A 20722-nucleotide genomic window follows, 5' to 3' on the forward strand; every position below is an offset into this window, starting at 1 on the left:
GAATCAGACCGTCTGACGGAGAATTATCATGCGCAATGCTGACCTCGTCACCCGTGGCCTCAAGTCCGTGTGGCACCCCTGCACCCAGATGAAAGACCACGAAGGCGCCGTGCCTCTGGTGCCCATCAAGCGTGGCGAGGGTGTCTGGCTTGAGGACTTTGAAGGCAATCGATTTATCGATGCCGTCAGCTCCTGGTGGGTCAATCTCTTTGGCCACGCCAATCCAAGAATCAACGCGGCGATCCAGAAGCAGATTGGCGAGCTGGAACACGTTATCCTCGCCGGTTTTACCCACGAGCCGGTGGTCAATCTGTCCGAGCGACTGATTGAAGTGACCCCGCCCGGTCTGAACAAGGTCTTTTACGCCGACAACGGCTCCTCGGCCATCGAAGCCGCCCTGAAAATGAGCTTCCACTACTGGAAGAACCACGACAAACCGGGCAAGAAGAACTTCGTGAACCTGAGCAACAGCTACCACGGTGAAACCCTGGGTGCGCTTGCCCTCGGCGATGTCTCGCTCTACAAGGACACCTATCAGCCGCTACTGATGGAAGTGCTGACAGCCCCGTCACCGGACGCCTTCAACAAGGAGCCGGGTGAGACCGACGAAGACTACGCGCTGCGCCAGTTTGAAGCCATGGAAAAGCTACTGGCAGAAAAGCATGAAGAAATCTGCGCCGTGGTGGTGGAGCCTCTGATCCAGTGCGCCGGCGGCATGCGGATGCACCATCCCATCTACCACACCAAGCTGCGGGAAGCCTGCGACCGCTATGGCGTGCACCTGATTGCCGATGAGATCGCCGTGGGTTTTGGCCGCACCGGCACCCTGTTTGCCTGTGAACAGTCTGGCATCACTCCGGATTTCATGTGCCTGTCCAAGGGGCTCACCGCCGGCTACCTGCCTCTGTCGGTGGTACTGACCACCGATGATGTCTACAACGCCTTCTACGACGACTACGAAACCCTCAAGGCGTTTCTGCACAGCCACAGCTACACGGGCAACCCCATTGGCTGTGCCGTGGCGTTGGCGACTCTGGACATCTTCCGGGATGACAATGTGATTGAGAGCAACCGCGCGCTCTCCACCTGCATGGCCGAATCGGTGGCGCACCTGGCAGACCACCCCAATGTCGGGGACATCCGCCAGCATGGGATGACTTTGGCCGTGGAGATGGTAAAAGATAAAGCGTCGAAAACGCCTTTTCCCTGGCAGGAACGCCGTGGCATTCGTGTTTATCAGCACGCATTGACCCGCCAGGCCTTGCTTCGCCCCCTGGGTAATGTGGTTTACTTCATGCCGCCTTACGTGATCACTGAAGAGCAGATCCGCCACCTGGCCCAGGTTGCAACGGAAGGCATAGAGATTGCGGTTCGCGACTGACAACCGCCAGGAACCTGAGAGACCAGCTCATGCGCATACCCCGCATCTATACCAATTCTGCCCTCGCCCAGGGCAGCACTGCCGAACTTGATGACAACGCCGCACAACATGTGGGCCGGGTATTGCGCATGCAGGCGGGACAGGAGCTGCTGCTCTTCAACGGTGATGGCAACGACTACCCCGCCACCATTTCCAGTGCCAGCAAGAAGAACGTGGAAGTCCAGGTTGGCACCCCGGAAGCCAACACCACCGAATCTCCACTGGAAATCGTTCTCGGCCAGACCCTTTCCAAGGGCGACCGCATGGACTACGCAGTGCAGAAAGCGGTGGAAATGGGTGTTACCCGTATCGTGCCGTTAACCACCGAACGATGCGACGTAAAACTGAAGGGCGACCGGGAAGACAAGCGCCTGCGCCACTGGCAATCCGTTGCCATCAGCGCCGCCGAGCAGTGCGGGCGCGCCCGGGTGCCAGAGATCCTGCCGGTGATGACGGTTTCCGAGTGGCTGGAACACAGCCGCGATTGCGAAGTCCGCCTGGTTCTCCACCACCGCACCGAACACGCCCTGAAGTCCATCATTCCCCCAGAGCGGGTGGCTCTCATGATCGGACCGGAAGGCGGCCTCTCTCCCGAGGAAATCGCTCACGCAGAAAAGGAAGGCTTCCTGCCGGTAGCCCTCGGCCCCCGGGTACTGCGAACGGAAACCGCCCCGGTTGCGGCCATGGCGCTTTGCCAATGGCTGTGGGGCGACATCGGCGGCTGACCGACACCGACCGTACCGCCGTCTCATGTTGGCACGCAAGTCATTGACATAACGGGGTGCCAACAACATTATCCCTGTCGACTCCGGAAGCAAAAAAACGATCACACGCGAGTAACGGGATGACAAGCCTGCTAAGCACCCAAGAATTCTGGCAATACCTCAGTATTCCGGTCATTGCCGCCCTGATTGGCTGGACCACCAACTGGCTTGCCATCAAGATGACCTTCTACCCCCTGGAATTCATCGGCAAACCACCGCTGCTTGGCTGGCAAGGTATTATTCCCTCGAAGGCCCGCAAAATGGCGGCCATCAGTGTCGACGCCACTATCTCCAAGATCGGAACCGTTCGGGAGATCTTCCAGCAGATCGATCCGAAAGTTCTCGCCACCCATATCGTTCACTCCGTCGAACCCCGCATCGAGGAATACGTGGACGAAATGATGCTCAAGGAATACCCCACCTTTTGGGAAAACCTGCCGGCCTCGGCCAGGAAGATGGTCTACGATCGCGTCCGCAAATCCACGCCCCAGCTCGTGGACAATCTCGTGGAAGATGTCTCCGATAACATTGAAGACCTGCTGGATATCAAGGGCATGGTCATCGAGCGCCTGGCCAGCGACAAGGAGCTGCTGAACCGGATCTTTATCGAGTGCGGTGAGGTGGAATTCCGGTTCATCATCAACTCTGGGCTCTACTTCGGCTTTTTGTTCGGCCTGATCCAGATGGCAGTCTGGTATGTCTATCCGAGCTGGTGGGTGCTGCCGTTCTTCGGTCTTCTGGTGGGTTGGGCAACCAACTGGATTGCCCTGAATGTGATTTTCCGGCCGCTGCACGCCAAAAAAGTCGGCCCCTTCCGGATTCAGGGTCTGTTCCTGAAACGCCAGCCGGCCGTGGCAGAGTCGTTCTGCCACATCGTGACCCACGAGATACTCACCGTTGGCAACATCATTAACGCGATTCTCGATGGGCCCAAGGGTGATCGCGCCCGCAACATGGTCAAGAAGCACATCAAACCGCTGGTGGATGAAACCGCCGGCATGGGCAAGGCGCTGACCCAGATGGCCTTCGGACCCACCGGCTTTGCAACGCTTAAGAACAAGGTTGGCGAGAAGGCCATCGAAATATCACAGACATCGTTCAACAACCCGGTGTTCGAGAAGGACCGGGCCAGAGCCGTCGAATCAATCATGGTCGAGCGGATGATTGCACTGTCTTCCGAAGAGTTTCAGGACTTGCTACGGCCCTGTTTCCAGGAGGATGAAATCAAACTGATTCTGGTGGGCGCATTCCTCGGCTTTGGCGCCGGTATCTGCCAACTGGTGTTCGTGTTCGGGGAGTCGTTCCTGTAAATTCCCGCCATAATTCACCGGCTTAAAACCTGTGCAAGGATGCGTCGTACATCTATACTCTCGGAAACGGAGGTTCATTACTTCGAACAGGTTCGACCCGGAGGCAACGGATGCCAGGTTTTCTCTCCTGGATTTCAGGATTATTCCCAAGCAAACAATCTGCACCACCCGCTCCGGAAGCGCGGCTGTTCAATCCATCCCCGGAGAAACCTGCGGCCGATACCCCTGACACCAGCCCGGAGCTTGCCCAACAGCTTGAGGAACATTTGTTCTGCTGGCTGCTGGATGCAGAGCCGGCGGCCCTGCGCGCTGATCTTTCTTCCTACGAGGACGTGCTGGAGGAGCTTTATCAGCGGCTCACCAGCAACAAAATGGAGGAACTGCCCCGCCAACCCATGAGCCTGCCCATGCTCATGCGGGCCCTGTCCGACGAGTCCACCGATCGCCAGCGGCTCACGGAGATCATTCTTGGTGATCCCTCCCTGACCGATCAATTGCTTCAGATTGCCAACAGCCCCTACTTCCGAACCAGCGACCACGCCATCGAATCGGTGGACCAGGCGGTATTTGTACTGGGGGTAGATGGCATCCGGAACGTGATTTCCGCGGCGGTTATGCGCCCCATGATGGCCGCAAGGAACAGCCGGGAAGCGCTGTTTGGTCAGCGTGGCTGGCGCTGGGGCCTGACCTGCGCGCGAGCCGCAGAACTCATTGCCAGAACCCAGGGCGAAGACACCAGTGCACACTTTATGGTGGGCCTGCTGCCTTCACTGGCGTACATCACGATCCGCCGTGAACTTCAGCGAATCTGCCGGTCGCGCACAGCAATCGGCGAACCGGAGCCGGCGCTTATTCGGCATGCTCTGGCGAGATACCAGTGGGCTACCTGCCAGCTCCTGGCGAACGAATGGAACCTCCCCCCCAAGTACCATGCGTACCTGCTGGCCGCGGAACGGCCAGCACCAAAACAGAAACACACTCCGCTGACGGACGGCATGGTTATTGGCACCCGGGAAGTGCTGAGGCACGCCCATCAGCGCAACCTCGCAGAAGAGGACCTGCCAAAAGTGGTGCGCCTGACCCCGGATCAGATCAGCAATATTCGCAACGCGCTGCAGAAGATGCTTCGGGAAGGCGGCCGTTCAACTGTCAGAAGTTGAGACAGGCTCCCTCTCCGCCACAGATCCTGGTTTTTCCTTTGCCTCGTCGCCGCGCAACAACTCCGCAAAGGTTCGTGTTTCCTCCACCTTGCGGACTCCCACCAATTCGGCAGGGATCACTTTAGGGAGCCGATCAACAATCCGGTCCTCGTCGTGGCGTACAACCCTGAGAACGTCTCCGATCGTTATCAGATCCAGCGCCCGCCCGGGCACCAGTCGATCGCCCTGACTCCCGGCCAGGCTCAGTAAACCGGCACGGATCAGTTTGTCACTGAGAGCCCGGGTTACCTCACCCGGCACCCTCAGCTGGTATTCCAGTAATTCCTGCTGGGGTGCAGGCTTGCCCTCGCTGAAGGGCTTGGCCACCAGCCACATGGTCGCCAGCGCCACATTTTCCTGCAGCTCTGGTGCCAGTTGCACCTCGCGCCGTTTGGCCACGGAGCCGGGATTCTGCAGATAGAACCCGATGCTGGCGCCCAGCAAGAGAATCATCCAGTTCAGATAGATCCAGATGAGCAGAATAATGCCGATGGCGAAACTGGAATAGATTGCCGCGTACTTCGCAGACCCGGCAACGAATGAGGCGAACAGCATGCCGGCCGCCTGCCAGGATACCCCGGCAACCAGACCGCCGATGGCCGCATAACGGAGTTTGACCCGGGTATTGGGCATGAATACATAGACGAATGTGAAAGCGCCAACCACCAGGAAAAACGGGGTGAACCGGCTGGCCACAAGAATTACCGATCCGAACGGTTCGATTTCGATGAGCTTCTGGACGATGGTTGAGGAAAAAATGGTCGCGCTGACGCCAATGGCCGAAACCATCAGAAGCGGTCCCACCATGATCACACTCAGATAATTGCTGAATCGCTGCGCCATGGAACGCATGTCTGGCACGCGCCAGATCATATTGAAGGAACGCTCGATTTTCTGGAGCAGTGAAACCACCGTATAAACCAGCAGCGCCAGGCCCACCGATCCCAGAACGCCGACCTTCATATTATCGACGAAGCCCAGGATCTGTTCGGCAAGATCAATCCCCTGCGGTCCCAGCGGCTCAAAGAACTGGAACAGGAACGGCTCCATCCGCTGATGCACTCCCAGCGCCTTCAATACCGAGAAGCTCAGGGCAAGGAGAGGCACGATACTCAGGAGGGTTGTGTACACAAGACTCATGGCGTGGAGAGTCAATTGTCCACTGAGAACATCCCGAGCCATCGCATAGGCAGTGCGGCCGACCTTGTACAACCAGGTCCAGGGCCAACTCTGGGGCGGATTGGGATTCGCCAGAATCCAGCGCTCAGCTGCCTGAAGCCGGTCTTTTAATTGGAATGAAGCCACTTTAGGTCCTGTCGTTCCATGTTTTGTTCAGATTATCAGTCAGATATCCAGTGTAACCAGAGTATGGCCGATTAACGGCAGTTTGCGAGGGCTACACATCCAATATAACCATATCATCATTTATTACTTCCTCTTATAACAGATCTTCTGTAAAAAGGCCGCTATTCAAGAAATGGTATTTTCTGATCAGGTATTTTCTCATGCGAATCAAACTTGCTCTGGGCGTTGCTGCACTTACCGCCTTCTCACCGGTGACTGCCCTGGCCACCAACGGCTATTTCAGTCACGGCTACGGCACCATCAGTAAAGGCATGGCCGGCGCGGGCACTGCACTGTCCCAGGACAGCATTGCAGCGGCAACCAACCCGGCCGGTATGGCTTTTGTCGGGAACCGGATTGACGGTGGATTCGAAGTTTTTTCGCCCCGGCGGGAATACACTGTCGAGGGTCCGGTCTCTCCTCCCCCTGCGTTCTCATTGCAGCCGGGCACTTACAAAAGCAGCCGCAACGGTTTCGTTATCCCCCACTTGGGTTTTAATCGGGAACTTTCCGACACCACAAGTTTCGGCGTTTCGGTGTTTGCCAATGGTGGCATGAACACCGACTACTCCGGTGAAAGTGGCGGCCCCTTCTACGCAGGCCGCACCGGCGTAAACCTCGAACAGCTTTTTATAGCCCCGACCTGGTCCTGGGAGTTCTCCGACAACCAGGCCTTCGGCATTTCACCAGTCATTGCCTATCAGCGTTTTGAAGCTGAAGGCCTGCAGAGCTTCGCGCCATTCTCGTCAGACCCGGGGGCACTTTCCAAGAACGGCACCGACGATGCCTGGGGTTACGGTTACCAGATCGGCTGGCAAGGTGAAATCACCGACACCCTCCGCGGCGGCCTGAGCTGGCGCAACATTCTGAAGATGAACGAGTTCGACAAATACCGCGGCCTTTTTGCGGAACAGGGCGACTTCGACATTCCCCAGATGTTCAACGCGGGTATCGCCTGGTCCGGACTTGAAAACCACTGGTTCCTGCTGGATATCCAGCACATCCGTTACAGCGAGATCAACAGCGTGGGCAACCCGCTGCTGCCCAATCTGCAGACGGCACAGCTCGGCGATGATAATGGCGCAGGCTTTGGCTGGGACGACATGACCATCGTCAAGCTGGGTTGGCAGTGGCAGCAAACACCGGCGCATGCCTGGCGGGCCGGCGTCAGCTATGGAGAGAATCCTATCTCCGACGAAGATGTGCTGTTCAACATCCTGGCACCGGGCGTTCAGGAGTGGCACTTCACTGGAGGATTTACCCACAGCTTCAGCGAAAACCTTGATGTGTCTGGCATGGCCTTTTATTCCCCGGCCAAGACAGTGACCGGTCCCAACCCGCTGGCACCGAACCAGACCATTGATCTGGAAATGTACCAGCTGGGCGCCTCGGTCAGCGCGGGCTGGAAATACTGATCTCCCAAGGCCAGTCTGCAAAGCCCCGGATCGTCCGGGGCTTTGCTGTTACAGCACAGATTTCAGATTAACAGCGGTGATGCCGACGATCCTCTGCCGCGCTTCCCGACTGGCCCAGGCCGAGTGCGGGGTCACAATCAGATTGGGAATATCGTCCGCTAGCAAAGGGTTGCCGTTGCGGGGCGGTTCCTCGGTCAACACATCAAAACCGGCGCCACCGATCTCGCCGGCGCGAAGCGCGTCCGCCAACGCCTGTTCGTTCACCAGGCCTCCGCGGCTGGTGTTGATGAGCAACGAGTCGGGCTTCATCATTTTCAGTTCACGGGCACCGATCAGATCCCGGGTCTCGTCGGTCAGCAGGCAGTGCAACGAGACCACGTCTGCCTGGGGCAGCAATTCGTCCAGCGGAATTCGCGAATAGCCATCGACCACACCCGGTTCTTGCCCGGGCCGAGCTCCAAGAAGAACCTTCATACCAAAGGCCGCAGCCCGCTCCGCCACGCCCTGGCCCAGATCGCCGTAGCCGACAATACCGAGAGTGCGCCCCTCAAGTTCCATGATTGGATGATCCATCAAGCAGAACATGTCGCTCTTGCCCCAATGCCCTGCCTGGACATCACGGGTGTAATCCAGAAGCCGAGTGGCCAGTGCCAACATCAAAGCCATGGTGTGCTGCGCCACCGTTGAGCGGCCGTAGTTGGTCACGTTCATCACCTTGATGCCGTGATCCTTCGCCGCCGCCTGATCGATGTTATTCAATCCGGTCGCCACCACGGCGATGGTCTTGAGTTCGGGGCAGGCGTCGAAATGCTCACGGGTGAGCACGACTTTATTGACCAGCACGGTATCGAACCCCCGGATGCGTTCCAGTATCTGATCCGGCGTGGTCCGATCATACTTTTCCAACCCGCCGGTTACCGACTCAATGGGCGAGAGATCCACATCGTCGCCAAGGGTTTTGGCATCAAGAAACACCGCTTTCATACTTTTCTCCTGAATCCAGATGGCCACAGATTAGGGTAGACTTGGTTAAACGTCCAAAACTCAACATGTCCAAGCACGAACAGGGTATGAACCATGGAACATGAATTCTGGCACGAACGCTGGGCCAAAAAAGAAATCGGTTTCCACGAGGGCACGGTTAACCAGTATCTCCACGACCATTGGCCGGAACTGGCTGGCAAAGGCACCGACGCCGTTTTCGTGCCCCTCTGCGGCAAAGCCCACGACATGTGGTGGCTCCACGACCGCGGCCACCCGATCATCGGTGTAGAGCTGAGCGAACTGGCCTGCAAGGACTTCTTCGAAGAAGCCGGCGAGAAAGCCAAAGTTCACCCCGGCGAACCCTTCATAACCTTCAAACACGATAACCTGCAGCTCTGGTGCGGCGACTTCTTCCAACTGGTACCGGAAGACCTCAAACACGTTCGACTGGTCTACGACCGGGCCGCCCTGATCGCCCTGCCGCCCCACATGCGCAGAGACTATGTGAACCACCTGACCGCCATCATCCCCGACGGCACCAGAATCCTGCTGATCACCCTGGACTACGACACTGAGATCAAGGGCCCGCCGTTCAACGTCAGTGACGAGGAAGTCCGGGAACTCTACCAGGACGACTACAAGATCGAGCACATCCTGACCAACACCCTGGCCAAGGATCATCCGTTTACAAAGAGAAAAGGTCTGGAAAACGCCTCTGAAAGCGTCTTCCGTTTAACCAAACTCTAGCCTGCCTTCAGGCGATCGCCTCCGTGATCTGATCGGAGTGTATCGGGTGGCTTTCTGACAACGAATTTGATGTCTGAGCGAAGCGAGTTGCCAATTCGTTGTCAGAAAGCCACCCGGTGCACTCCAGCCCCCTCACACTGTCCCCCCAGAAACACGGCAAGCTACAAAACCAACACACCCGCCTAACATAATTTAATGAACCTTAACCACTCACACACTGTCCAACTCCCGAACCGTGAACTAAGCTCAAAGTAAGCAAGCCGACCTCGACAAGATCGTGCACAGGCTTGTAAGTATCCATTCCTTCCACCCATAACTAAATAAACCACCCGGACGGGCGGAACTGACTGCAACGGGGAAATTGCGTGAACTGAAAGCTGAAGATACAGCGAGCGAGGGCGATCTATGAGCATACTGCAGCACTTCAAAGACCGGTATGAGAGTACTCAGGAAGAAGAATACAGTCTTGAGGAATACCTGGAGATCTGCAAAAAGGACCCAACGGCCTACGCCACGGCCGCTGAGAGAATGTTAATTGCCATCGGCGAACCAGAGTTCGTCGACACCTCGAAAGATCCGAGGCTTTCAAGGATATTTTCCAACAAGGTCATCAAGCGGTACCCCGAGTTTTCCGAGTTCTATGGCATGGAAGACGCCGTAGAAAACATCGTCTCCTTCTTTCGCCATGCCGCCCAGGGCCTGGAAGAAAAGAAACAGATTCTTTACCTGCTTGGTCCCGTGGGCGGTGGTAAATCCTCCCTGGCGGAAAAGCTCAAGTCACTGATGCAAAAAGTGCCCTTTTACGCCATCAAGGGCTCGCCAGTGAACGAATCTCCACTTGGCCTGTTCGATCCGGCCGAAGACGCCCAGATCCTGGAAGAAGAATACGGCATCCCCGCTCGTTACCTGAAAAACATCATGTCGCCCTGGGCCGTTAAACGGCTGCACGAATTCGGCGGCGACATCAGCCAGTTCCGCGTTGTAAAGATGTATCCGTCGGTACTCGACCAGGTTGCTGTTTCCAAGACCGAACCCGGGGACGACAACAACCAGGACATTTCCGCCCTCGTGGGCAAGGTCAACATCCGCATGCTGGAGGATTTCTCCCAGGATGATCCGGATGCCTATAGCTTCAGCGGTGGCCTGTGTAAAGCCAACCAGGGCCTGATGGAGTTCGTGGAGATGTTCAAGGCTCCCATCAAGGTCCTGCATCCGTTGCTGACAGCGACCCAGGAAGGTAACTACAACACCACCGAAGGCATGGGCTCGGTGCCCTTTGATGGCGTGATCCTGGCCCACTCCAACGAATCAGAGTGGCAGACCTTCCGCAACAACAAACACAACGAGGCGTTCCTTGACCGGGTCTATATCGTCAAGGTGCCCTACTGTGTTCGGGTGACGGAAGAAATCGAGATCTACAAGAAACTGCTGAGCAACAGCTCCCTGGAAGGCGCTCCCTGCGCGCCCGACACCCTGGACATGCTGGCCCAGTTCTCGGTGCTGTCGCGCATCAAGGAGCCGGAAAACTCCAGCATCTTCTCCAAGATGCGGGTTTATGACGGCCAGAACATCAAGGACACCGACCCGAAAGCCAAATCGATCCAGGAGTACCGTGACGCTGCCGGCGTGATGGAAGGTATGGATGGGCTCTCCACACGTTTCGCCTTCAAGATCCTGTCCAAGGTGTTCAACTTCGACACCACCGAAGTGGCTGCCAACCCGGTGCATCTGCTCTACGTTCTTGAAAAACAGATCGAACAGGAGCAGTTCCCTGCTGAAACTCACGAGAAGTATCTCCGGTTCATCAAGGAATTCCTGGCACCGCACTATGTGCAGTTTATCGGCAAGGAAATCCAGACCGCATACCTCGAGAGCTATAGCGAATACGGCCAGAACCTGTTCGACCGTTATGTCACCTATGCTGATTTCTGGATTCAGGATCAGGAATACCGGGATCCGGATACCGGCGAGATCCTCGACCGCTCTTCAATCAACGAAGAGCTGGAAAAAATCGAGAAACCGGCGGGCATTTCCAACCCGAAGGATTTCCGCAACGAAGTGGTCAACTTCGTCCTGCGGGCCCGGGCGAACAACGGTGGCAAGAATCCGTCCTGGCTCAGCTACGAGAAACTGCGCGCCGTGATCGAGAAGAAAATGTTCTCGAACACCGAGGATCTGTTGCCAGTGATTTCTTTCAACCCGAAAGCGAGTCAGGAAGATCAGAACAAGCACAAGCAGTTCGTCGAGCGTATGGTCGACCGAGGCTACACGGAGAAGCAGGTGCGGCTGTTGGCTGAATGGTACCTGCGGGTTCGCAAGTCTCACTAAGTCAGTGACCATTCACTGAGCTGGAGTAACGCCATGGGAATGACCCACATAGTCGACCGGCGCCTGAACGGTAAGAACAAGAGCGCAGTGAACCGTGAACGGTTCCTGCGCCGTTACCGACACCACATCAAACGTGCGGTGTCGGATGCTGTTCAGAAACGCTCGATCACCGATATAGAGCGGGGCGAGAAAGTCAGTATTCCGTCTCGCGACATTGAAGAACCCATCTTTCACCATGGCCAGGGCGGCAAGCGGGAGATGGTGCATCCGGGCAATCAGGAGTTTGTGGCCGGTGACACCATTCCCAAGCCCGATGGTGGTGGGGGCCAGGGCTCCGGGCAGGGGCAGGCCAGCCCGGACGGCGAAGGCATGGATGAGTTCGCTTTCCAGATAACCCAGGAAGAGTTCCTGGATTTCCTGTTCGACGATCTCGAACTGCCCAATCTGGCCCGTAAGAAACTCAAGGATACCGAAGCGTTCAAATATGTCCGCTCTGGCTTCAGCACCGATGGGGTGCCGGCCAAGCTGGATGTAGTACGCTCATTGCGCGGAGCCCACGCGCGCAGGCTGGGCCTGGGAGGGGCGCGCAAGAAGAAGATCCGGGATCTGGAGAAACAACTGGAAGCCCTGAAATCGGCGCCCGAGGATCTGGACGCGGCATTCAGCCATGAGGATCAGATCCAGGTACTCGAGGAGGAAATCGCACGACTGAAAGCAAACGTTCGCCGCATTCCCTTCATTGACGAAATCGACCTGCGCTATCGCCAGCATTTGAAAAAACCGCAGCCGGCCACCAGCGCCGTGATGTTTTGCCTGATGGATGTATCCGGATCCATGACCCAGATGCACAAGGACATCGCCAAGCGGTTTTTCATCCTGCTGTACCTGTTCCTCAAGAAGAACTACAAGAAGATCGAAGTGGTCTTCATCCGGCACCACACCAGCGCCAAGGAAGTGGACGAGGAAGAGTTCTTCTATTCGCGGGAAACCGGGGGCACGATTGTCTCCAGCGCCCTCAAGCTGATGCACAAGATTATTGAGTCCCGTTATTCCCCGGCTGAATGGAACATCTACGCAGCGCAGGCGTCCGACGGTGATAACTGGAACGATGACTCGCCGGTGTGCGGCAAGATCCTGGCCGACAATATCCTGCCACTGGTGCAGTACTTTGCCTATGTGGAAATCACGCCGCAGGACCATCAGATGCTCTGGTATGAATACGAGAAGATTCAGGAGCAATTCCCCCAGAGCTTTGCCCTGCAGCAGATCGCCGACCCCGGTGAAATTTACCCGGTATTCCGCCAGCTGTTCGAGAGGAAAGCCGCATGACTAACCTCATGGACCGACCCAATCCGCCCGAAAGCGACCAGCCCAGGGCCCGGGAGCCGATCTCCACGGGCTCTGAGTGGACCTTCGAACTGATCCAGGAATACGATGACGAGATTGCCAAGTGCGCAGCCGAGTTCGGCCTGGACACCTACCCGAACCAGATCGAGGTGATCAGCGCCGAGCAGATGATGGACGCCTACAGCTCCGTGGGCATGCCAGTTGGCTACCATCACTGGTCCTTCGGCAAACAGTTTCTCAGCACATCCAAGGGCTATCAGCGCGGCCAGATGGGCCTGGCCTACGAGATCGTGATCAACTCCAATCCCTGCATCGCCTACCTGATGGAGGAAAACACCCTGCCGATGCAGGCGCTGGTTATTGCCCATGCCTCTTATGGCCACAACTCCTTCTTCAAGGGTAACTACCTGTTCCGCACCTGGACCGACGCCAGCGCGATCATCGATTACCTGGTGTTTGCCCGTCATTACGTGGCGGAGTGTGAGGAGCGCCATGGCGTGGACGCCGTGGAGGAGATTCTGGATTCCTGCCACGCCCTCATGAACTATGGCGTAGATCGCTACAAGCGCCCTGCACCGATATCGGCTTCAGAGGAAGTGCGGCGCCAGAAGGAGCGTGAGGAATACCAGCAGAGGCGCATCAACGACCTCTGGCGGACAATACCGAAGCTTGACGAAGACGATGACCCGGTAAGGCGTCGCAAACGCTATCCAGAAGAGCCCCAGGAAAACATTCTCTATTTCATCGAGAAGAACGCGCCCCTGTTGGAAACCTGGCAACGGGAAATCATCCGCATCGTGCGGAAGCTTGGGCAGTACTTCTATCCCCAGCGCCAGACCCAGGTCATGAATGAAGGCTGGGCCACCTTCTGGCACTACACCCTGCTGCATCGCATGTACGACAAGGGGCTGGTGACCGACGGCTTCATGCTCGAGTTTCTCCAGAGCCACTCGGCGGTGGTGTATCAGCCGCCATTCAACAGCCCGTGGTATTCGGGCATTAACCCATACACCCTGGGATTCTCCATCTTTACGGATCTGCGCAGGATCTGCGAGAACCCGACAGACGAAGACCGTGAGTGGTTCCCGGACATCGCCGGCAGCGACTGGCTGGAAACCCTGCATTTTGCGATGAAGAACTTCAAGGATGAGAGTTTCATCCAGCAGTTCCTCTCCCCCAAGGTAATGCGGGATCTGAAACTTTTCGCAATCCAGAATGATGACCAGGAAGACGTGTACCGGGTAACCGCCATCCACGATGACCCCGGCTACCGGGACCTGCGAGAGAAATTGGCGCGCCAGTACAACCTCAGCTATCGGGAGCCCAATATCCAGGTATGGAATGTGGATGTGCGCGGCGACCGCTCACTGACCCTGCGCCATATTCCCGTGGACCGCGTCCCCCTGGGCAAGGAAACTGATGAAGTCCTGCGGCACGTGCACCGGTTGTGGGGCTTTGATGTGCACCTCGAGAGCGTGGATGATGGCACCGTGGTAGAGGACCACCACTGCCCGCCCAGGGAAGCTGAGGAGGATTAAGCCGGCAATTCAACGCTGACCCTCAGGCCCCCGAGGCCTGAACGTGTCAGCGTGAGGGTTCCGCCATAGATTCTGACAAGGTCGTTCACGATCGAAAGTCCGAGTCCCGACCCCGAGCGCTCTTCGTCAAGGCGGGCACCCCGGCTGAGAGCTTCGGCGCACTGGGTTTCGGACATTCCCGGTCCGTCATCTTCGACAACGATGGAGAGGCTCTCAGGCGATTGCTCAAGAACCAATTCAACGCGCTTTTCTGCCCAGTTGACAGCATTTTCCAGCAAATTACCGACTATTTCCTGAATATCCTGCTGCTCGTACCTGACAGGCCCGGCCAGTCCAAGATTCTTTTCAAACTGAACGCCCCTACGCGAGGCGAGCCCCTCCAGCGCCGCAAAGACTGGAGTCAGGGCCTCGGCCAAATCGGTTTTCCGACCCAAACCGACCGGGCCCGCCGCCGACGCCCGGGCCAGATGATGCCTGACAGCGGCATTCAGGCGCTGCAGTTCCGCCCGGAAAGCCTGTTGTTGAGACGCGGGTAACTGCTCGGATAACGTGCCCAGCACAGACAGCGGCGTTTTCAGCGCGTGAGCGAGATTGCCGGCCGCCGAACGGCCACGTTCAATCAGCGTCTGGTCCCGCTCGAGGACCAGGTTAATCGCCCGCGCAAGGCGGGCAAGTTCCTCAGGAAGGTCGGTTGCGAGGCTATTCTGTCGACCGGCTTCGACACTCTTCAGGCTTTTTTCGACGCGTCTCATGGGATCAAGACCCCAGCGTATCTGGAGCCCGATAAGGATCAACAAGAGAACCCCAAGCGTTGCCAGAGACACAGCAAGCAACCTGTGGAAACGAGCGACCTCGGCTCGAACTTCGGTCAGGTCGGCCGCCACTGATACATGCAACGGGTCCGGCAGGTTCGGAATCTGGATCGTGCGCGCCGCCACTCTCAGCGTTTGTCCCCCGGGGCCTGCTGACTGCCGATAGACAACCTGTGAACCTTCTACAACTGGAAGCCGCTGATCCCACAGGGATCGTGAGGTGATCACGCGTTCGGCACCATCAGTTGCCTGCCAGTACCAACCTGAAAAAACCCGCTCAAACCGCGGGTCGCCCAATTGGCGCTCCAGGACCAATGCATCGTTGGGAACGTCATAGGCGACACCGGCAATCACCACATTCAGCAGGGAATCCAACCGGTTGTTAAATGATGTATTCACGGCCTCGCGGAAATTCCAGGCCAGCAGCCCTCCAGCGACAGGCAAAACCAGCAGAATCAGCACAAGGGCGGACACCATCATCCGAGTGGCAATGCCCCAGCGTTTCAAGCCCGACAGGATCATGTTGGAGCTTTCCCGCCATTCATCCGGTAACCCTGGCCACGAACGGTCTCGATCGACTCTCCGCCAAGCTTCCGACGCAACCGGCTGACCTGGACATCAATCACATTGGAATCCGGCTCCTGATCACCGTCATACACATGTTCGGACAGTTCGGTACGGCTCACTACCCTCGGGGCGGCGTGGATCAGGCGGGACAGCAGCCTGAACTCCTGGGCGGTCAGGGCAACCGGCATTCCGGCACGCGTGACTTGCCCTGCGTGGGTATCCAGGGCAATTTCGCCGACCGTAATCATCGGATGGGCATGACCATGGGCCCGGCGCATCAGCGCACGAAGCCGGAACAGGACCTCCGCCGTTTCGAACGGCTTGGTGACATAATCATCAGCCCCGGCAGAAAAACCGGCGGCCTTGTCGGACCATCGCTCCCGGGCTGTCAGTATCAGGACCGGCAGGTCAATTCCTCGCTCCCGCCAACCCGCAAGCCATTGCACACCGCTACCATCAGGCAATCCGAGGTCCAGAATCACCACGTCGTAGCGTTCGGTGCTCACCAGAAAATCTGCACTGCGACCATCTTCTGCCACTTCCACCAGGAGCCCGGCATTGCTCAGCGCAGCGGCAAGGCCCTCGGCAAGAGCCCTATCATCCTCCACCAGCAATACTTTCATCGGCGCCTCATCCCCTGGATATTACGACCTTCCATTTCAATTATTTCACCGGTTTGGGCATCCACTTCAAATTCCACGACCTGTCCCTGAGGCCCAAGAAGCTCGATCTCGTATATCCGCCGGCCATCATCGTGATCCAGGTCCACATCGATTACGTCACCGATCCAGTCCTTCGAAAGGCTCTCGAGAATCTCGCCAAGAGGTTTGATTCTACCCGCCTGTACCTCCCGGTGCAGGCTGTGCCAATCCTCATCGTCATCGGCAAGAGCGTTGGGCACGCCAGCTACCGAGGCGATCACCAGCACCAGCAATACCGTGAGCACCGAGAGACGGAGGTAGTGATTTGCTGCTTTCGTGGCATTTTTCATGGCGTCATTTTGTCAAAGCCCGGATGAACGAATCATGAACGGAGCACTCACGCTGCGGTAAGCACATCCCGCCTAGGATGCACTCAGGTTGACGGGAAAACCCTTCCTGTCTCCGATCCTGTTTTCAAAACTTTCAACGGCACTAAGGAGATTACTATGAAGACGATCATAGCGCTTGCGCTGGCCGGCGGCATGATTTCCGCTCCCGCAGCGATGGCAATGGGCTCTTTTGACGATGCTGAACGTATTCTTAAGGCGGGCAGCGACTATGGCATCACCCAGTTCCGAAGTCTCGAATTTGAGTATGAAGGCTACGACGATATAGAACTGGAAGGTTGGGTCGACAACGATTGGTATGTTGAGCTGGACATGAACGACGATGGCTCTATAGAACGAGAGCAGCGTCGCAAGCACGGCGGAGAGCCTTCCGGATTGACTGCGGAAGAGGTCCGCAACTACCTGAAGGCAGCACAGGCAGAAGGAATGGACAGGCTCGAGGAGCTCAAGGTCAGTTCCCGGGGCTATATTGAAGTGGAAGGTAATGACCCTTCCGGCCAGGAACTCGAAATTGATTTTCGCGTCGGCGACCTGACGCCGGTCAGGATTGAACGGGATGACCAAAATTGACTGACGGGCACGCAGCCATGAAACAAACAACGCCGGGGCCGGTCATAGCCGGCCCGGTCTTGCGACATGCAGCACCGGACTCACTGGTGCTGTGGCTGGTAACCAGTGAGCCGGCAGAGTTTGCCGTTAAGGTGTTCCATGACTCAGAGACTCTTCTGAACCGGCCGCTAGCCGATTCAGAGGTGATCCGGCTGCGAATGGGTACCCGAGCTTGGTTGAACCTGCTGACCATCACGCCTGAGGCTACTCTCCCACAGGACACCCGTCTGGAATACGACCTGGGGCTCACCGCCGACGGCTCAGAGGCTTGCGAGTGGATCCGGACCTGGGCTCCACATATCTGCCCCGAGGGCCGGGAGAGGCCAGGCTTTACCCTGAAATCCAGACTGGACCGAATACTCCACGGCTCTTGCCGAAGACCCCACCACCCCTCTCCTGACGGGCTGGTTCGAGTGGATGAAGAACTGCAGAAGGCACAGAAGCTTGAGGATGTTCCGTCTCTGCTCCTGATGACCGGCGACCAGGTTTACGCCGATGATGTGGCCGGCCCTATGCTGCATGCCATCCAGTGTGTCATTCACCAACTGGGCCTTTACCAGGAGGTACTGGAAGGCGCCTCGCTGTCGCACAGCAAGGAACTGACTTCGGTGGCGAATGCCTATTACCACCGGGATGAACTGCTGCCGGAATCCGAATTCAATGAAGACCTGACCGAGCGCTTCTTCGGTGGCGTTCGCAAGCCGGTGTTTACCACCGCCAATGCCGGCAATCACCTGATTTCCTTTGCCGAGGTGATGGCCATGTATCTGCTGGTCTGGTCCCCGGAGCCCTGGGCTTTTGTGACCAGTGCCGAGCCGGTCGATGACCCGGACGAGCTGGCGCGCTATCGGAAAGAACAGGCCGCCATCGACGAGTTCCGCAAGAGCCTTCCGCAGGCAGCGCGGGCCATGGCCAACGTGCCCGTCTATATGATCTTTGACGATCATGACGTGACGGACGACTGGAATCTCTCCGCGCTCTGGGAAACCACCGCTTACGAACACCCCTTTTCCCGGCGCATTATTGGCAATGCCCTGCTGGGCTATCTTTTGTGCCAGGGCTGGGGCAACCAGCCTGGCAATTTCGGCCAACTGATCGAACAGTGCCAGAGGCTGTTCGAGTCCAGCAACGGGCAACACGAGCTGGACACGGCCATTCAGAATGATCTGATCGACCAGCTGTTCCACTTTCAACACTGGCACTACAGCCTGCCAACATCACCCAGACTGGTGGTGCTGGACACCCGCACCCATCGCTGGCGGAGTGAAATCCGGCGCAGTCACCCCTCCGGACTGATGGACTGGGAATCACTGACCGATTTCCAACACGAAATCATGGGCGAGGATGCCGTCGTGGTGGTTTCGCCGGCGCCGATGTTCGGGGTAAAGCTCATCGAGATGATCCAGCGGGTGTTTACCTTCTTTGGCAAGCCGCTGTTGGTGGATGCTGAAAACTGGATGGCGCATCGGGGCGCGGCCAGTGTGCTACTGAATATTTTCGGCCACCCCCGAACGCCCAGACACTTCGTGATTCTCTCAGGCGATGTTCACTATTCGTTTGCCTACGATGTGAGGGTGCGCCACAAACAGAACGGCCCCCGCGTCTGGCAGATCACCAGTAGCGGCATCAAGAACGAATTCCCCAACGCCCTGCTGGAATGGCTGGACCGGCTCAATCGCTGGCTGTTCGCACCCTGGTCGCCCCTTAACTGGTTCACCAAGAGACGACGCATGTGGATTTCCCCCAGGCTACCCGAGGGCCGGGAGGCCGGCGAGCGGCTGTGGAACGGAGCTGGCATTGGCGATGTTCGACTGGACAACGAGGGCGCACCCACCGCCATCCGGCAACTGAATGCCGGCGGCGGGGGAACGATTTTTCAGCAGCGGGCTAAAGACGACTGATCAGGCGTTGACCGAGGGCAGCCCGGACAAGGCCATGGCCAGTTCCTGTTCGTCGTATTCGTGGTCGCTCAGTTCACCGGCGAAGTAGGAGGTGTAGGCCGCCATATCGAAATGGCCATGGCCGCAGAGGTTGAACAGGATCACCTCTTCCTTGCCTTCCCGCTTACAGCGCAGGGCTTCGTCAATGGCGCCCTTGACCGCGTGGTTGGCTTCCGGAGCCGGGACAATACCCTCGTTCTTCGCGAACAGGACACCGGCCTCGAAGCACTCTCGCTGGGTGTAAGAGACCGCATCAAAAAGACCCAGCTCCTTGGCATGGGACACCAGCGGCGCCATACCGTGATAACGCAGACCGCCAGCGTGGAAGCCGGGCGGCGTGAACCCGGAGCCCAGGGTATGCATCTTGGTGAGCGGGGTCATGTGGGCGGTATCGCCGTAATCGTAGGCGTACTTGCCGCGGGTCAGCGTGGGACAGGCCGAGGGCTCTACCGCCACAATCCGGGATTTCTCGCCGCCTCTCAGGGCGTGCCCCATAAACGGGAAAGCAATTCCGGCAAAGTTGGAACCACCGCCAGTACAACCCACAATCACATCGGGCCAGCAGTCCGCCATTTCCATCTGCTGCATGGCTTCCAGGCCAATGATGCTCTGGTGCAGCAATACGTGGTTGAGCACCGAACCCAGGGCATACTTCGTGTTCGGGTCCTGGACCGCCAGTTCCACCGCTTCGGAGATGGCAATACCCAGGCTGCCTGTGTGGTCCGGCGTCTCAGCCAGCACCTTGCGGCCAAACTCGGTCAGTTCCGAGGGCGAGGCCACACATTTGGCGCCGTAGGTTTCCATGACCGCCCGGCGATAGGGTTTCTGGTTGTAGGAAACCCGAACCTGAAACACGGTAACGTCAATATCGAACAGGGAGCCGGCAAAGGACAGCGATGTGCCCCACTGCCCTGCACCGGTTTCGGTGGTGAGGGTGCGTATGCCTGCTTCGCGGTTGTAGAACGCCTGCGGAATCGCGGTGTTCGGCTTGTGGCTGCCGGCCGGGCTCACGCCTTCGTATTTGTAGAAAATCTTTGCCGGCGTGCCGAGGGCCTTCTCGAGGCGATGGGCCCGATAAAGCGGCGCCGGACGCCAGAGGTTGTAGACATCACGCACCGGCTCAGGAATCTCTATTTCCCGTTCGGTGGTCACTTCCTGTTCGATCAGCGCCATCGGAAACAACGGTTCCAGATCCGATGGGCCCACCGGCTGCTGGGTACCCGGGTGCAAGACGGCCGGCAGCGGCTCGGGGAGGTCCGCCTGCAGGTTGTACCAGTATTTCGGCATCTGGCTTTCTTCGAGAAGGAACTTGGTTTGCATGAATTAAAAATCCCTACTGTTTGTGTTGTT

General features: G+C 57.6%; 17 protein-coding genes. 11 read left to right on the top strand and 6 right to left on the bottom strand.

All coding sequences use genetic code 11. The features are described 5' to 3' along the window. The first annotated feature begins 28 nt into the window (after nucleotides 1-28). The 4 genes from HP15_RS14500 (at nucleotide 29) to HP15_RS14515 (ending at nucleotide 4654) form a co-directional block, all read left to right on the top strand. Nucleotides 29-1381, top strand: coding sequence for an adenosylmethionine--8-amino-7-oxononanoate transaminase (locus tag HP15_RS14500; RefSeq protein WP_014578174.1), 1353 nt, complete (start codon nucleotides 29-31; stop codon nucleotides 1379-1381). Between the two features lie 29 nt (nucleotides 1382-1410). Continuing rightward, entirely contained in the window at nucleotides 1411-2145 is a 735-nt protein-coding gene (locus tag HP15_RS14505) for a 16S rRNA (uracil(1498)-N(3))-methyltransferase (protein ID WP_014578175.1), read from the top strand. A gap of 119 nt (nucleotides 2146-2264) precedes the next feature. Continuing rightward, complete coding sequence (locus HP15_RS14510; RefSeq protein WP_014578176.1) at nucleotides 2265-3494, top strand: DUF445 domain-containing protein; 1230 nt, start codon at nucleotides 2265-2267, stop codon at nucleotides 3492-3494. Between the two features lie 110 nt (nucleotides 3495-3604). After that, nucleotides 3605-4654 carry an HDOD domain-containing protein gene (locus HP15_RS14515; protein WP_014578177.1) on the top strand — a complete coding sequence of 350 codons (1050 nt, stop codon included), beginning with the start codon at nucleotides 3605-3607 and terminating at the stop codon, nucleotides 4652-4654. On the opposite strand, the gene HP15_RS14520 is transcribed toward HP15_RS14515, so the two are convergent. Next, the gene (locus HP15_RS14520; protein WP_014578178.1) at nucleotides 4637-5998 is read right to left on the bottom strand and encodes a YihY/virulence factor BrkB family protein; all 1362 of its coding nucleotides are present in this window, start codon (nucleotides 5996-5998) and stop codon (nucleotides 4637-4639) included. The genes HP15_RS14515 and HP15_RS14520 overlap by 18 nt on opposite strands. 200 nt (nucleotides 5999-6198) lie before the next feature. Here HP15_RS14520 and HP15_RS14525 point away from each other — a divergent pair, with 200 nt between their 5' ends. Next, complete coding sequence (locus HP15_RS14525) at nucleotides 6199-7452, top strand: OmpP1/FadL family transporter (RefSeq protein WP_014578179.1); 1254 nt, start codon at nucleotides 6199-6201, stop codon at nucleotides 7450-7452. Between the two features lie 48 nt (nucleotides 7453-7500). On the opposite strand, the gene HP15_RS14530 is transcribed toward HP15_RS14525, so the two are convergent. Next, complete coding sequence (locus tag HP15_RS14530; RefSeq protein ID WP_041645545.1) at nucleotides 7501-8436, bottom strand: D-2-hydroxyacid dehydrogenase; 936 nt, start codon at nucleotides 8434-8436, stop codon at nucleotides 7501-7503. Between the two features lie 93 nt (nucleotides 8437-8529). On the opposite strand from HP15_RS14530, the gene tmpT reads away from it, so the two are divergent. The 4 genes from tmpT to HP15_RS14550 all read left to right on the top strand — a co-directional run bounded on the left by tmpT (nucleotide 8530) and on the right by HP15_RS14550 (nucleotide 14396). Further along, on the top strand, nucleotides 8530-9183 hold the full coding sequence (gene tmpT / locus HP15_RS14535; protein WP_008175346.1) for a thiopurine S-methyltransferase: 654 nt from the start codon (nucleotides 8530-8532) through the stop codon (nucleotides 9181-9183). Nucleotides 9184-9588: 405 nt separating this feature from the next. Next, nucleotides 9589-11511 carry a PrkA family serine protein kinase gene (locus HP15_RS14540; protein ID WP_008175348.1) on the top strand — a complete coding sequence of 641 codons (1923 nt, stop codon included), beginning with the start codon at nucleotides 9589-9591 and terminating at the stop codon, nucleotides 11509-11511. 39 nt (nucleotides 11512-11550) lie between these two features. Beyond that, nucleotides 11551-12840, top strand: a complete 1290-nt coding sequence (locus HP15_RS14545) for a YeaH/YhbH family protein (RefSeq protein ID WP_014578181.1) — start codon at nucleotides 11551-11553, stop codon at nucleotides 12838-12840. Then, nucleotides 12837-14396, top strand: a complete 1560-nt coding sequence (locus HP15_RS14550) for a SpoVR family protein (protein ID WP_041645549.1) — start codon at nucleotides 12837-12839, stop codon at nucleotides 14394-14396. Before HP15_RS14545 ends, HP15_RS14550 begins: the two co-directional genes overlap by 4 nt. On the opposite strand, the gene HP15_RS14555 is transcribed toward HP15_RS14550, so the two are convergent. From HP15_RS14555 to HP15_RS14565, 3 genes are read right to left on the bottom strand one after another with little or no spacing between them, the layout of a single operon-like run. After that, nucleotides 14393-15730, bottom strand: a complete 1338-nt coding sequence (locus HP15_RS14555; RefSeq protein ID WP_014578183.1) for a sensor histidine kinase — start codon at nucleotides 15728-15730, stop codon at nucleotides 14393-14395. The genes HP15_RS14550 and HP15_RS14555 overlap by 4 nt on opposite strands. Beyond that, nucleotides 15727-16398 (bottom strand): response regulator, encoded by a 672-nt coding sequence (locus HP15_RS14560; RefSeq protein ID WP_014578184.1) that lies wholly within the window; start codon nucleotides 16396-16398, stop codon nucleotides 15727-15729. The genes HP15_RS14555 and HP15_RS14560 overlap by 4 nt, the downstream gene beginning before the upstream one ends. Beyond that, the gene (locus tag HP15_RS14565) at nucleotides 16395-16766 is read right to left on the bottom strand and encodes a PepSY domain-containing protein (RefSeq protein WP_014578185.1); all 372 of its coding nucleotides are present in this window, start codon (nucleotides 16764-16766) and stop codon (nucleotides 16395-16397) included. The genes HP15_RS14560 and HP15_RS14565 overlap by 4 nt, the downstream gene beginning before the upstream one ends. Before the next feature lie 156 nt (nucleotides 16767-16922). Here HP15_RS14565 and HP15_RS14570 point away from each other — a divergent pair, with 156 nt between their 5' ends. Both HP15_RS14570 and HP15_RS14575 read left to right on the top strand, forming a co-directional pair. Beyond that, nucleotides 16923-17393, top strand: a complete 471-nt coding sequence (locus HP15_RS14570; protein ID WP_014578186.1) for a hypothetical protein — start codon at nucleotides 16923-16925, stop codon at nucleotides 17391-17393. 17 nt (nucleotides 17394-17410) lie between these two features. Next, nucleotides 17411-19333, top strand: a complete 1923-nt coding sequence (locus tag HP15_RS14575; protein WP_014578187.1) for an alkaline phosphatase D family protein — start codon at nucleotides 17411-17413, stop codon at nucleotides 19331-19333. Here HP15_RS14575 and HP15_RS14580 read toward each other — a convergent pair whose 3' ends face one another. Then, complete coding sequence (locus HP15_RS14580; RefSeq protein ID WP_014578188.1) at nucleotides 19334-20692, bottom strand: TrpB-like pyridoxal phosphate-dependent enzyme; 1359 nt, start codon at nucleotides 20690-20692, stop codon at nucleotides 19334-19336. It lies immediately after the preceding gene. Nucleotides 20693-20722: the final 30 nt, after the last annotated feature.

The organism is Marinobacter adhaerens HP15 (assembly GCF_000166295.1).
Taxonomy (GTDB): Bacteria; Pseudomonadota; Gammaproteobacteria; order Pseudomonadales; family Oleiphilaceae; genus Marinobacter; species Marinobacter adhaerens.